This window comes from Arthrobacter sp. KNU-44, from assembly GCF_051843155.1.
Lineage (GTDB): Bacteria > Actinomycetota > Actinomycetes > Actinomycetales > Micrococcaceae > Arthrobacter.
Window position 1 is genome coordinate 2,253,792 of the sequence record NZ_JBPXNG010000002.1, and the last position, 13,766, is coordinate 2,267,557.

The 13,766-nt window shown below is 66.3% G+C and carries 13 protein-coding genes; 12 read left to right on the forward strand and 1 reads right to left on the reverse strand.

Features of this window, described 5'->3' with window-relative positions:
* The first annotated feature begins 3 nt into the window (after positions 1–3).
* The 8 genes from pcaG to ACSVHC_RS11530 all read left to right on the forward strand — a co-directional run bounded on the left by pcaG (position 4) and on the right by ACSVHC_RS11530 (position 6,878).
* Complete coding sequence (gene pcaG, locus ACSVHC_RS11495; protein ID WP_437771890.1) at positions 4–585, forward strand: protocatechuate 3,4-dioxygenase subunit alpha; 582 nt, start codon at positions 4–6, stop codon at positions 583–585.
* Positions 582–2,027 carry a lyase family protein gene (locus ACSVHC_RS11500; protein ID WP_439180940.1) on the forward strand — a complete coding sequence of 482 codons (1,446 nt, stop codon included), beginning with the start codon at positions 582–584 and terminating at the stop codon, positions 2,025–2,027. Before pcaG ends, ACSVHC_RS11500 begins: the two co-directional genes overlap by 4 nt.
* Positions 2,020–2,823: an alpha/beta fold hydrolase gene (locus tag ACSVHC_RS11505; protein ID WP_437771888.1), complete on the forward strand. Its 804-nt coding sequence runs from the start codon at positions 2,020–2,022 to the stop codon at positions 2,821–2,823. The genes ACSVHC_RS11500 and ACSVHC_RS11505 overlap by 8 nt, the downstream gene beginning before the upstream one ends.
* Complete coding sequence (pcaC, locus tag ACSVHC_RS11510; RefSeq protein WP_437771887.1) at positions 2,820–3,281, forward strand: 4-carboxymuconolactone decarboxylase; 462 nt, start codon at positions 2,820–2,822, stop codon at positions 3,279–3,281. Before ACSVHC_RS11505 ends, pcaC begins: the two co-directional genes overlap by 4 nt.
* 82 nt (positions 3,282–3,363) lie before the next feature.
* Positions 3,364–4,593 carry a thiolase family protein gene (locus tag ACSVHC_RS11515; protein WP_437771886.1) on the forward strand — a complete coding sequence of 410 codons (1,230 nt, stop codon included), beginning with the start codon at positions 3,364–3,366 and terminating at the stop codon, positions 4,591–4,593.
* Positions 4,594–4,597: 4 nt separating this feature from the next.
* Positions 4,598–5,257, forward strand: a complete 660-nt coding sequence (locus ACSVHC_RS11520; RefSeq protein ID WP_437771885.1) for a 3-oxoacid CoA-transferase subunit A — start codon at positions 4,598–4,600, stop codon at positions 5,255–5,257.
* 1 nt (position 5,258) lies between these two features.
* Complete coding sequence (locus ACSVHC_RS11525) at positions 5,259–5,957, forward strand: 3-oxoacid CoA-transferase subunit B (protein WP_437771884.1); 699 nt, start codon at positions 5,259–5,261, stop codon at positions 5,955–5,957.
* Between the two features lie 96 nt (positions 5,958–6,053).
* Positions 6,054–6,878 carry an IclR family transcriptional regulator domain-containing protein gene (locus ACSVHC_RS11530; RefSeq protein WP_437771883.1) on the forward strand — a complete coding sequence of 275 codons (825 nt, stop codon included), beginning with the start codon at positions 6,054–6,056 and terminating at the stop codon, positions 6,876–6,878.
* A 79-nt stretch (positions 6,879–6,957) separates the two neighbouring features.
* Here ACSVHC_RS11530 and ACSVHC_RS11535 read toward each other — a convergent pair whose 3' ends face one another.
* Positions 6,958–7,569, reverse strand: coding sequence for an NADPH-dependent FMN reductase (locus ACSVHC_RS11535; RefSeq protein WP_437774102.1), 612 nt, complete (start codon positions 7,567–7,569; stop codon positions 6,958–6,960).
* Positions 7,570–7,795: 226 nt separating this feature from the next.
* Between ACSVHC_RS11535 and ACSVHC_RS11540 the strand changes: the two genes are divergently transcribed.
* The 4 genes from ACSVHC_RS11540 (at position 7,796) to ACSVHC_RS11555 (ending at position 13,763) form a co-directional block, all read left to right on the forward strand.
* Positions 7,796–8,986, forward strand: coding sequence for a Re/Si-specific NAD(P)(+) transhydrogenase subunit alpha (locus tag ACSVHC_RS11540; protein ID WP_437771882.1), 1,191 nt, complete (start codon positions 7,796–7,798; stop codon positions 8,984–8,986).
* The gene (locus ACSVHC_RS11545; protein ID WP_437771881.1) at positions 8,986–9,327 is read left to right on the forward strand and encodes an NAD(P) transhydrogenase subunit alpha part 2; all 342 of its coding nucleotides are present in this window, start codon (positions 8,986–8,988) and stop codon (positions 9,325–9,327) included. The genes ACSVHC_RS11540 and ACSVHC_RS11545 overlap by 1 nt, the downstream gene beginning before the upstream one ends.
* Positions 9,324–10,706 carry an NAD(P)(+) transhydrogenase (Re/Si-specific) subunit beta gene (locus ACSVHC_RS11550; RefSeq protein ID WP_437771880.1) on the forward strand — a complete coding sequence of 461 codons (1,383 nt, stop codon included), beginning with the start codon at positions 9,324–9,326 and terminating at the stop codon, positions 10,704–10,706. The genes ACSVHC_RS11545 and ACSVHC_RS11550 overlap by 4 nt, the downstream gene beginning before the upstream one ends.
* A 225-nt stretch (positions 10,707–10,931) precedes the next feature.
* Positions 10,932–13,763: a fibronectin type III domain-containing protein gene (locus ACSVHC_RS11555; RefSeq protein WP_439180941.1), complete on the forward strand. Its 2,832-nt coding sequence runs from the start codon at positions 10,932–10,934 to the stop codon at positions 13,761–13,763.
* Positions 13,764–13,766: the final 3 nt, after the last annotated feature.

Genomic DNA, 13,766 nt, shown 5'->3' on the forward strand with positions numbered 1-13,766 from the left:
AACATGAGCAAGCTGACACCCACACCCGGCCAGACCGTTGGCCCGTTCTACGGCTATGCCCTCCCCTTTAATAAGGACAACGAGCTCCTTGCTCCTGGCAGCGCCGGAAGCATCCGCCTGCAAGGCACCGTGTACGACGGCGCCGGAGACGCCATCCCGGACGCCATCCTGGAGATCTGGCAGCCCGATGCCGAAGGCAAGGTGGTCCAGCGCACGGGTTCCCTTGTCCGCGATGGCTACACGTTCACCGGCTGGGGCCGTGCCGCGGTCGGCAACTCCGGTGTCTTCACCTTCACCACGGTCAACCCCGGACCCACCACCCCGGTCCCCGGAAAACCAGCGGCGGCTCCCTTTATCTCCGTCGCCGTTTTTGCGCGTGGCCTCATGAACCGCCTGTTCACCCGCATCTACTTGCCGGAAAATGAGGAAGCGCTCGCTGCCGACCCGCTGCTCAGCTCCCTGGATCCCGAGCGCCGCAAGACCCTGATCGCACGCCGCGACGCGGATGGCGGACTCACCTGGGACCTACGCCTTCAAGGCGGGAACGAGACCGTTTTTCTCGACTTCGAAGGCGCCTCCCAGTGAGCGGCGACGGCGATTTCGGGCTGCTCAGCCCGGTTTCGGCGTCGCCCGCCGTGGTGGCGCTGACGGGTGACCGTGCGGTGATCGCTGCCATCCTCGACGTCGAGGCCGCGTGGGCATCCGTGCTCGAAGAGGCGGGCCTCGCGCCCGCCGGTTCCGCCGCCGTCGTCGCCGAAGCCGCGGAATCCTGGGCCTACGACGCCGCGTCCATCGCCGAACGCGCACAAGGTGGCGCCAACCCGGTCATTCCGCTGCTGGCCGATCTCCGGGGCAGGGTCAGGCAGCTCGACGCCGGGCATCCCGGCGGGGCCATCGGCGCGCTTGCAGCCGTGCACACCTCACTGACCAGCCAAGACGTCTTGGATTCGGCCCTGATGCTGCTCGCGCACCGCGTGGTTTCCGCGCTTCTCGCCGAAGTAAAAGGTACGACGACGGCGCTCGCCGCCCTTGCGGAGCAGCATGCGGACACGCTGTGCGTGGGCAGGAGCCTGACGCAGCATGCGCTTCCGTTCACCTTCGGGCTCAAATTGGCGCAGTGGTTCCACGGAGTGGCCGCCGCAGCCCGTCGCCTCGAAGCCCTGGAGTTGCCGGTGCAGTTCGGCGGTGCCGGCGGCACGCTGGCTGCCGGCACCGTGCTCACCGACCGTTTGTCGTCGAGCCCCTTTGACTTGGCCGACGCTTTGGCCGGGAAACTGGGGCTGGCTCTCGCCGCGGCTCCTTGGCACACGAACCGCCTGGATGTCACTGCACTCGGCGACGCCTTGGCCTCCCTGACGGACTCTTTCGGCAAGATCGCCTCGGACCTGCTGTTCCTGAGCCGCCCCGAGGTTGCCGAACTGGGTGAACCCCTTGCCGCGGGTCGGGGCGTTTCCTCTGCCATGCCGCAAAAGCAAAACCCGGTGCTGTCCGTGCTGATCCGCAGCGCAGCGCTCCAAGCTCCCGGGCTGGCAATGCAGCTGCACCTCGCAGCCGCGAACTTCAACGACGAACGTCCGGACGGCGCCTGGCACAGCGAATGGCAGGCCTTGCGGGGCTTGCTTCGGCTTGCACTTGGTGCCGCCACCCAATTGCGCGAGCTTGCCGAAGGACTCCGTGTCTTCCCCGAGGCGATGCGACGCAACCTGGAAATCTCCGGGCCATTGCTGCTCAGCGAAGCTGTTGCATCCTCCGTTGCTCCACTCCTTGGCACGGACAGGGGAGAAGCGAAGGCGAAGCTGCAAGCCGTCGTCGACGAGACGCTGCAAGCTCCGGTCGCGGAGCAGGCCCGGATCTACACCAAGCTCCTCCGCGAAGCCGTGCCGGGCAGCAAGCTGACCGATGAGGAATTGCGGGCCCTTCTGGATCCGGCGAACTATGTGGGTGAGGCTCCCGAGATCAGCCGTCGCATCCTTGCCGCGTACCCCGAATTCACGCACACCAACCCGAAGGGAGCCGATCGTGGCTAAGCCCAACGTCAAGGCGGTGTTGCTGTCCCCACAGCGCACCTTGGGGGAGAAGCCGCTCCTGATGGTGGGGCCCTCTCTTGGAACCTCCACGGTGTTGTGGACCGAGACGGCAGCCCTTCTCGGCGGTGACTTCGACGTCATTGGCTGGGACCTTCCCGGGCATGGAGTCTCGCCCGCGGCCTCCGAAACGTTCAGCGTCGCCGAACTGGCCGACGCTGTAGTGGATCTGGTTGACTCGATCGCCCCGGGCGCCGAGTTCCACTACGCCGGGGACTCCTTGGGCGGTGCCACCGGACTGCAATTGGCCATCAAACACGGAGAACGGCTCAAGTCCCTGTCCGTGCAGTGCACCGGAGCAAAGCTCGGTACGCCGGAGGGATGGCTGGAACGGGCTGAAACCGTCCGCGCACAAGGTACCGCGGTGATGATCCAGGGTTCCGCGCAGCGTTGGTTCGCTCCCGGTTTCATGGATCGCCAGCCAGTGGTCAGCAGCCGCCTCCTGCACGCCCTGCGGGACGCGGACCGCTTCAGCTACGCCTTCTGCTGCGAGGCCCTCGCCGGATTCGACGTCCGCGCCGAACTCGGCAGCATCACCGTCCCCACGCAGGCGCTGGCCGGCGTCGAGGACACTGTTGCACCGCCGTCGTTCGCTGAAGAAATTGCGGACGGCATAAACGCAGGCAGCGGTAGCGCTGTTTCCGTAGCGCTCGACGACGTCGGGCACCTTGCGCCCGCGGAGGCGCCCGCAGTCGTCGCGGACCTCATGCGGACGTTCATGACGGAGGCCGGAAAATGAGCACAAATCCATTGCAAGGCGCCGTTCAGCGCGACGCCACCTCACAGGAAATCTACGACGCCGGCATGGTGGTCCGCCGCGAAGTGCTCGGCGATGCGCACGTGGACCGCGCCAACGCTGCGAAAGACGAATTCACAGGCGACTTCCAGGACATGATCACCCGCATCGCCTGGGGAGGCATCTGGACCCGGCCGGGCCTGACCCGGCAAATGCGCTCCGCGGTCACCATCACCGCGATGGTGGCGCACGGGCACTGGGAAGAACTGGCCATGCACATCCGCGCGGCCATCACGAACGGGCTGAGCAGGGACGAGATCAAGGAAATCCTGCTGCAGACCGCCATCTACTGCGGAGTTCCCTCCGCCAACACCGCATTCAAGACCGCACAGGGCGTTTTCGCGGAACTCGACGAGACCCCCGAATCCACCCAACCCGCGAGCCCCACCCCACCCAACTGACTCGCATTAGATGTCGTTTTGAGCCCTCATAACGACATTAACTGCGAGTCAGTTGGGACTACAGACACTTAGAGGAGACCCCATGAACCAGGCGTATGTGTACGACGCCGTGCGCACACCTTTTGGAAAATTCGGCTCGGGACTTGCCGGGGTGCGGCCGGACGACCTCGCGGCCCACGTGGTGCGCGAGGCCGTCAAGCGCGCCCCCGCTTTGGATGTTGAGCGCATCGACGAAGTGGTTTTCGGCAACGCCAACGGCGCCGGCGAGGAGAACCGGAACATCGCCCGCATGGCCACGTTGTTGGCAGGGCTCCCGACGTCGATCCCGGGCACCACGGTCAACCGCCTGTGCGGTTCCTCCCTGGATGCCGCCATCATCGCCTCGCGCCAGATCAACGCCGGCGATGCCGAACTGGTCCTGGTGGGCGGGGCTGAGTCCATGTCCCGAGCGCCGTGGGTATTGCCCAAGACCTCAAAGCCGTACCCGGCCGGTGACATGACCCTGGCCTCCACCACCCTCGGCTGGCGCCTGGTGAACCCGGCGATGCCGAAGGACTGGACCATTTCGCTGGGCGAGGCCACCGAGCGGCTGCGTGAGAAGTACGGGATCACCCGGGAACGGCAGGACGAGTTCGCTGCGGCCTCGCATAACCTCACAGCTGCTGCGTGGGACGAAGGATTCTACGACCAGTTGGTGACCCCGGTACCGGGCACTGAGCTGGTCCGTGACGAGGGGATCCGTGCGGGCTCGACGGCGGAGAAGCTCGCCGGGCTCAAGACCGTCTTCCGTCCCGAATCAGCCGGCACGGAAGGCGGCACGGTCACCGCGGGCAACGCTTCGCCGCTGTCCGACGGCGCCTCCGCGGCCTGGATCGGCAGCGAAAGCGCCGCCGGGCTGCTCGGACTGGAGCCGCTCGCCCGCATCGCCGGACGCGGAGCACACGGAAACGATCCCCAGTTCTTCGGCTACGCGCCGGTGGAGGCCGCTAACAAGGCACTCGCAAAGGCGGGCATCGGCTGGGAGCAGGTGGGCGCCGTCGAACTTAACGAAGCCTTCGCCGCCCAGTCCCTGGCCTGCATCGATGCGTGGGGGATCGACCCGTCCATTGTGAACCGGCACGGCGGCGCGATCGCGATGGGCCACCCGCTGGGCGCCTCCGGCACCCGGATCCTGGGCACCCTGGCCCGCAGCCTTCAGGCTTCCGGCGAGCGTTGGGGTGTCGCCGCGATTTGCATCGGCGTCGGGCAGGGCCTGGCCGTGGTGCTTGAGAACGTCACTGCCGGAAATTCGGCACAACCGGTGAAGGGCTAAGGCAATGCTGAAATTCATTGACACTGTCGGCGAAGCAGTCGCCGGCATCAAGGACGGCTCCACCGTCATGATCGGAGGCTTCGGAAACGCGGGCCAACCGTTCGAACTCATCGACGCGCTGCTCGATTCCGGTGCCGCCGACCTCACCGTGGTGAACAACAACGCGGGCCAGGGGGACCAGGGCCTTGCACTGCTCATCAAGGAAGGGCGGGTCCGCAAGATGATCTGCTCCTTCCCGCGCCAGTCCGATTCCTGGCACTTCGACGCCAAGTACAAGGCCGGGGAAATCGAACTGGAACTCGTGCCGCAAGGCAACCTGGCCGAACGCATCCGGGCTGCCGGGGCGGGCATCGGCGGGTTCTTCACCCCTACCGGCTACGGCACGATGCTCGCTGAAGGCAAGCACACACGCTTCCTCGACGGAAAATGGCAAGTGTTCGAGACGCCCATCCACGCCGACGTCGCGCTTATCAAGGCGCTCAAGGCCGACGGCAAGGGCAACCTTGTCTACCGCAAAACGGCCAGGAACTTCGGACCGATCATGGCGGCGGCCGCAAAGCACACCATTGTCCAGGTGTCGGAGATCGTTCCGACCGGCGCCCTCGACCCGGAGAACGTGGTGACCCCCGGAATCTACGTCAACAGCATCGTGAAGGTGGCCTGACATGAGCATCCAAACAACTCTGCAAACTTCGGCTACGCCGTTGGGCCGTGACGATCTCGCGCGGCTCGTGGCGCGGGACATCGCTCCGGGCTCGTTCGTGAACCTCGGCATCGGCCAGCCTACGCTCGTCTCCAACTACCTCACAGAGGAGCAGAACATCACTCTCCACACGGAGAACGGGATGCTCGGGATGGGCCCTGAGGCCAAGGGGGACGAGATCGACGGCGACCTCATCAATGCCGGCAAGATCCCCGTCACGGAGCTCCCCGGTGCTTCGTATTTCCACCATGCCGATTCCTTCGCGATCATGCGCGGCGGGCATCTGGATATCTGCGTCCTCGGCGCTTTCCAGGTGTCGGCCACGGGCGACCTCGCGAATTGGCACACGGGAGCACCAGACGCCATCCCGGCCGTCGGCGGGGCAATGGACCTGGCCACCGGCGCCAAGGACGTATTCGTCATGATGACGCTCCTGACCCGCGAGGGCGCGTCCAAGCTCGTCGAGCACTGCAGCTACCCGCTTACGGGCGTGGGCTGCGTGACCCGCGTGTACACGGACAAAGCGGTCTTCCTGATAGGGCCCGACGGCGTGACCGTGCGTGAGACGTTCGGCTGCACCTTCGATGAACTCCAAGCCATCGTCCCGGTCCCGCTGGTGCCGTTCGACGAGAAGGCGGCCGGCGCCGTCGTCGGCGTCTAAACGAGCCTAAAGTCGAGCGCGAACTGGCAGCAAATGCCCTCTGGAAGCAATCCAAGGGGCAACTGCTGCCAGTTCGCGCCAATAAGATTGGTAACCATGACCGACGCAGCAGTAGCCGGGGTGCCCCAGGCAGGTGCTCCCCAAGCGAGTGACCAGTATGTGCAATCACTGGCACGCGGATTGTCCGTGATCCGTGCGTTCGACGCGGCCAACCCCGTCATGACGCTCAGCGAGGTGGCGGCGCGGACCAACCTGACGCGCGCCACGGCCCGTCGATTCCTGCATACCCTGGTGGAGCTCGGCTATGTCCGCACAGACGGCAAGACCTTCGCGCTCACGGCGATGGTCCTGCAGCTTGGCTACTCATATCTGTCGGCCTTGTCCTTGCCCCAGCTCGCGCAGCCGCACCTTGAAGAACTCTCGCTGAAATTGGGGGAGTCGACGTCGGCCGCGGTGCTGGACGGGGCGGACATCTTCTACGTGGCCCGCGTGACCACACGCCGGATCATGACGGTCGGCATTTCGGTGGGCACCCGCTTCCCCGCCTACGCAACCTCCATGGGACGGGTCCTTCTGGCCGGACTGACGCCGCGGAAACTGGACGAGTACCTGTCCTCGGTGGAGTTCAAGGCACTGACGCCGCGGACCATCACGTCCCGAGAGGAACTTCTGGCCGAGCTGGACCGGGTCCGCAAGCAGGGCTGGTGCCTCCTGGACCAGGAACTGGAACTCGGGCTCATGTCCATCGCTGCGCCGGTGTGGAATCACAATGCCGGACATGTGGCTGCAGCGGTCAACGTCTCGCTCCAAGCGCAAAATGTCGCCGCCCAGCCAGACCCTGACGCCTACCTCGAATCGGTCCGGGACCAGATCGTGGAGACCGCGCGGGCGATTTCGCAGGACGTCTCGGCGAAGCATTAGTCTTTGGCGTGGTTGCCACGGCGCGGTGTAGCCCGTACGCTCGCGGCCCATGACCGACGTGGACGAGCAGCAGGCCGCGCTACCGCGTCAGCTTGGCGTCGTCCGGGTGTTCATCGCCGATGTGCCCGGGAGCGCTGGCGGCCAGGACGCGTTGGACGAACGCGCTGTACTCCTCCATGTAGTGGCGCAGGAGGGACGCGGTTCCTTCGTCCCGGACGGATCCATCCTCGTTGTAGGACGCCGGATCGAACTTGATGTAGGCCTCCGGGGCGTTCAGCTGAGGTGCGTCGAGGAAGCTCAGGACGCTGCGCATGGAGGACTGCATCACGGCCGTGCCGATGCTGCCGGGAGATGTTCCGATGATGCCCGTGGGCTTGCGAGCGAAGGAGTTGGTTCCCCAGGGCCGCGATCCCCAGTCGATGGCATTCTTCAAGGCGCCGGGGATGGAGCGGTTGTACTCGGGGGAAACGAACAGGATGCCGTCCGACGCCGCGATCGCGTCTTTCAACGCCCGACCCGCAGGAGGGAAGCCGGCGTCGTAGTCGGAGCTGTAGAGGGGCAGGTCCTTGATGGGGATCTCGGTGAATTCGAGCTCTTCCGGCGCGACGCTGATGAGCGCCTTGGACAGGACCCGGTTGATGGAGCGGCTTGAAAGGCTGCCGACGAAGTATCCGATCTTGTACGTGGCCATGGCAATGTTCCTTCCCGACGGCGCGGCCGGAACCGGCTCATCGACGGTGCGGTACTGGAGGCTCCCAGCCCACAGCGAGCTTAGTAGAGCCATCCGAGGATGGGAATGGCCGGGTTCGGCCGGGCACCTACTCCCGCCCGGGCCTTCCGCGTCCTAGACTCAAGCCAACAACGGCTCAGGACAATGATGTTCAGAAGGACAATGGGGTTTCAGAAAGGGAGCGCGGGTGAAACTTGGCATAACGCGGGAACGCCTGGACGGTGAACGGCGTGTGGCTGCGACGCCGGAGACCGTCCAGCAGTTGGCTGGACTGGGACTGGAAGTCGTCGTCGAAAGCGGAGCCGGAACCGCCGCGGGCCACAGCGACGAGGACTACCGCCAGGCTGGAGCTCTCATCGTCCCCGCCTTGGATCTGGCCACATTGGACGTTTACGCGCACGTCCGCCCCCTCGAACCCACGACGGCGGCCGCGCTGCGCCGGGGCGCCGTCACCGTAGGCCTGGCCTCGCCGTCGTCGGAACTTCCCACCGTCCGCGCGCTCGCCGAAGCGGGAGTGACCTCCTTCGCGCTTGAGCTGGTGCCGCGCATTTCCCGGGCACAATCCATGGACGCGCTCACGTCCCAGGCTCTCGTGGCCGGATACCGCTGCGTGCTCGAGGCGGCAATGCGCCTCCCGCGCTTCTTCCCGCTCTATATGACGGCGGCCGGAACCATTCCCCCGGCCCGCGTGCTGGTATTGGGAGCGGGTGTGGCAGGCCTGCAGGCCATCGGTACCGCGAAGAGGCTAGGTGCACGGGTCTCCGCCAATGACATCCGGCCGGCGTCGGCGGACGAGGTCGCGTCCATGGGCGGCACTTTCATCAAACTCGATGTGGAGGCGGCGGAATCTTCCGGCGGCTACGCGCGCGAGCTCAGCGCCGACCGCGGTGCCCTGCAACGCGAGCTGCTCGCCCCGTACGTGGCCCAGGCAGACGTACTCATCACGACGGCTGCTGTTCCCGGACGACGGGCCCCTCTCCTGGTGAGCCGCGAAATGGTCCAGCACATGCGCTCGGGCTCGGTGGTCGTCGACCTCGCCGCGGAGTCCGGCGGCAACGTGGAAGGCTCGGTCCCTGGCCTGGATCTTCAAATACCGACGGCGGACGGCCAGGGCACGGTCACCCTCGTGGGGATGAAGGATGTCGCTTCTGCCATGCCCGCGGACGCCTCGCGCCTCTACGCGAAGAACGTCGCGAACCTGCTGGCCCTGATGACGTGTGATGGCGCCGTCGTCCCGGACTTCGGCGATGAGGTGGTGGCGGGTGCGTGTTTGACGCACGACGGCGAGGTGCGGCACGGTCCGACGGCCGAGGCCCTTGCCGAGCTCTCCGCCGAGACCGCGGAATCCGTAAGCTCTGCCAACGAGGGGGTCTCCTGATGGACGGCATCGCCCTGCTCACTATCACCGTCCTGGCGATCTTTGTGGGCTTCGAAGTGGTCTCCAAAGTCTCAAGCACGCTGCACACGCCCTTGATGTCCGGGGCCAACGCCATCCACGGAATCATCCTGGTGGGCGCGATCATCGTCGCCGGGCAGGCCTCGGATCCTTGGGTCCTCGCGGTGGCCTTGCTCGCCGTCGTCCTCGCGACCGCCAATTTGGTGGGCGGCTTCGTCGTGACTGACCGGATGCTGGAGATGTTCCGCGGCCGTAAACGCGTTGCGCCGCCAGGCGGGAAGTCGGAGGCCATAGAGGCTGAGTCCAAGGAGCGCACGCGATGACCCTCATCGAGCCGGTGTGGACCTCGCTCCTTTACCTCGCGGCTGCCGTTTGTTTCATCCTCGCGCTCAAGGGACTCAATTCGCCACGTACCGCCCGGAGGGGCAACCTGGTGGGCGCATTCGGTGCGGCGCTCGCCGTCGCCACGGTCTTCATGTCCGTCAAAATGGACAACGTTCCCTGGATCCTGGGCGCGATGGTGGTTGGTTCGGGCGTGGCCGCGCCGGTGGCGCGCCAGGTCAAGATGACCCAGATGCCGCAGCTCGTGGCGCTGTTCAACGGCGTAGGCGGCGGAGCCGCGGCCCTCGTGGCACTCCTGGAACTGGCGCACACGGAGGACCACTGGGTACGCGTGGCCATCGTCTTCACGCTGCTGGTGGGGGCGGTGTCGTTCGCGGGTTCCGCCATCACGTTCTCCAAACTCCAGGAGCTCATGACCACCCGCCCGGTGGTGTTCCCGGGCCTGCCGACCCTCATGGGAGCGGTGCTGCTTGCGGCGGTGGGTGCCGCCGTCGCCGTCGTCTTCAGTGGTTCCCTCGCGCTCGCGCTGACGCTCTTGGTGCTGGGGTTGGCGGCAGGCGTCCTGCTGGTGCTGCCGGTAGGCGGCGCCGACGTGCCGATCGTCATCTCGCTGCTGAATGCCTTCACGGGCCTGGCCGTGGCTGCCTCGGGCCTGGTGCTTGGCAATGTGCTCTTGGTGGTGGCCGGCACCTTGGTGGGCGCCTCGGGCACCATCCTCACCAGGGCCATGGCCGCGGCCATGGGCCGCAGTGTTGCGGGCATCCTCTTCGGCGCCTTCAAGGGAGGCTCGACGGCGGGGTCGACGGCGGTGAGCGACCGGCCCGTCCGCTCCTCCAGCCCGGAAGACGTGGCCGTACTCCTTGGGTATGCGCAACGGGTCATCATCGTTCCCGGCTACGGGCTCGCTGTGGCCCAAGGTCAGCACACGGCAGCGGAGTTGGCCCTAGCCTTGGAGGCGAGGGGCATTGAAGTGGACTTCGCGATCCACCCGGTGGCCGGCCGAATGCCCGGGCACATGAACGTCCTGCTGGCCGAAGCCAATGTGCCCTATGAGTCCCTCAAGGAAATGGGCGAAATCAACTCGGAATTCCGGACAGCCGATGTCGCCCTCGTGGTTGGCGCGAACGACGTCGTCAATCCAGCCGCGAAAACCACCGCAGGTTCGCCGATCTATGGCATGCCCATCCTTGAGGTGGCCGACGCGCGCCAAGTAGTCTTCCTCAAGCGCTCCATGCGGCCGGGATTCGCGGGAATCGAGAACGAACTCATGTACGAACCGCAGACAACGCTGCTGTTTGGGGACGCCAAGGAATCCCTCACCAAAGTGCTGAGTGCGGTCAAGGCGCTCAAGCTTAGTTAACCAACCCTGGGGTGCTGGCACGCCTCTCTGCCGCCAAATCAGGTGAGCACACTCAGGATCCCGGCCCGCAGCTGCTGCCAGCCGGGTGAGCCCACTCAAGACGCGGCCGGATTCAACGCCCTATCATCGCCGAAGACCGAGGGTGGGAATGCTCCCATCCTTGACGGTTGCCCTGGCATCGAATGGACGGTGAGTGGAGTGGTTGGATCCTCGACGCATGAGCAGATGGTCACACGCCATTCCGGGGTCCGTTGGGCCGCCGTCGGGGCGTGCGCTGCGATGGTCCTGGCACTCCTCAGCGGTTTTGCCTTGCCGGCGCATGCGGCTGCAAACACCGTCATCACGCTGACCTTCGATGACGGCAACGCCGACCAACTGACCGCCGCAGCCACGCTAAAGAACCTCGGACTTCACGGCACCTACTTCGTCCCCTCCGGGTGGATCGATCAGCCGAGCTATTTCACTTCCGCGAACCTGCAGCAACTCTATGCGGACGGCAATGAGATTGCCGGGCACACGGTCACCCACCCCGATTTGGTCACCTTGACGTCGGATGAAGTGACGCGCCAAGTGTGCAACGGCAGGGTCGCCCTGGCCAACATGGGCTTCAAGGTCACCAGCTTCGCCTACCCCTTCGCTTCCTTGGATCCCGCCGTGCAGACCATCGTCAAGAACTGCGGTTTCAACAGCGCCCGCGGGCTCGGGGACCTTTACAGCAAGGACGATCCCGGGCTCCCGGCCGCCGAAACCATTCCGCCCGCCAACCCCTATGACACCGCGGCGCCGGAGGAAGTGGACAGCACCTGGACGCTGTCCAACCTTGAAAACTCCGTGACCAGGGCCCAGGCGGCCGGCGGTGGCTGGGTTCAATTGACGTTCCACCACATCGCGGTAGGGACCGATCCGACGCTCACCATCAGCCCCAGCCTGTTCAACCAATTCGCCTCCTGGCTAGCGCAACAACAGACGGCGGGCAGCGTTGCCGTGAAGACGGTTGACCAGGTAATCGGTGGCGCGGTCCAGCCCCTCGTCTCCGGTCCGCCGGTGCCGCCCCCGCCGCCACAGGGGACCAACATGATCCAGAACCCGAGCCTGGAAACGCTCACCAGCGGGATTCCGCTCTGCTGGGCTGCGGGTGGATACGGCACCAACACTCCCAGCTTTTCAGTAGTCTCGCCGGGACACACAGGCAACAACGCGGAACTGCTGACAATGAGCGGTTATGTCAGCGGTGACGCGAAGCTCCTGCCCGCCTTGGACCTTGGTGGCTGCTCACCCACGGGGACTCCCGGCCACATCTATCAGCTCAGCGCTTGGTATAAATCCAATGTCATCACCCAATTCGAGGTCTACTACCGCACCGGAACGGGGTATTGGACCTACTGGACGGCGAGCCCCCTGTTCAACGCGAGCAGCAACTGGACCCAGATAACCTGGACCACGCCCGCTCTTCCCGCTGGTGCCTCGGGAATCAGTTACGGACTCAACATCCAATCCAACGGTTCGATCACCACGGACGACTATTCGATGATCGACGTCACCCAGGCCGCCGCGACCGCGCCGGCGGCACCCACCGGGGTCACCGCTACGGCGGGCAACGCCTCCGCGGTGGTGTCCTGGACGGCGCCGGCCAACGGCGGCTCCCCCATCACTTCGTATGCGGTGACGCCTACCTCCGGGGGCACGGCTTTGGCTCCGGTGACGGTCTCCGGGAATCCGCCCTCGACGACGGCGACCGTCACCGGGCTGACCAACGGCGCGGCCTACACGTTCACGGTCACCGCCACGAACGCCGTCGGGACGTCCGCGCCCTCCGCGGCCTCGGCCCCGGTCACCCCGACGGCCCCGGTTCCGGGCGTTGTCAACGGCGGGTTCGAATCCGGGCTCACGTCCTGGACCACCGGCGGCGCCAGGGCACCGGTGGCCTCGACCACCGCCCACACCGGCACCGGCTCCGCGCTCCTGGGCCTGGCATCCGGCACCGAACCGCTCGGCGACAGTTCCCTGTCCCAGACGATCACCGTCCCCGCTACCGGGACGTCCACCCTGTCCTTCTGGTACCAGCCGCACACCGCCGACGAGACCTGCACCGGCACCGCCTGCCGCTACGACTGGATGGAAGCGCAGGTCCGCACCACCAGCGGCACGGTCCTGGCGAGCCTGTTCAAGCTCTGCAGCGACTCCGGCACCTGGACCCAGCTCAGCGCCAACCTCTCGGCCTACAACGGGCAGAGCATCGTGCTCTGGTTCAACGTCCACCTCGACGGTTCCAGCCCGGCCGATGACACCTGGATGTACCTGGACGACGTGGCCCTCACCAATACCCAGACCACGCCCACGGCACCCGCCGCCCCGACCGGGGTCACCGCGACCGCGGGCAACGCCTCCGCGACCGTGTCCTGGACGGCCCCGGCCAACGGCGGCTCCGCGATCACCTCCTACACGCTCACCCCGCACGCCGGCGCCACCACCCTGGCACCGGTCACCGTGACCGGGAACCCGCCCGCCACCAGCACCACCGTCACCGGCCTGGCCAACGGCACCGCCTACACCTTCACCGTCACCGCGACCAACGCCATCGGCACCTCACCGGCCTCGACGGCCTCGGCGCCGGTCACCCCCACCGCCGGGGCCACGGCACCCGCCGCCCCCACCGGGGTCACCGCGACCGCGGGCAACGGCTCCGCGCTCCTGGGCCTGGCCTCCGGGGCGGAACCGCTCGGCGACAGCAGCCTGTCCCAGACCATCACCGTCCCCGCCACCGGAACCACCACCCTGTCCTTCTGGTACCAGCCCCACAGCCAGGAAGACCCCTGCACCGGCAACGCCTGCCCGTACGACTGGATGGAAGCACAAGTCCGCACCACCACCGGCACCACCCTGGGCAGCCTGTTCAAACTCTGCAACAACAACGGCACCTGGACCCAGCTCACCGCCGACCTCACCGCCTACAAAGGCCAGACCATCACCCTCTGGTTCAACGTCCACCTCGACGGCTCGAGCCCCGCCGACGACACCTGGATGTACCTCGACGACATCACCCTCACCAACGGCTAAGGC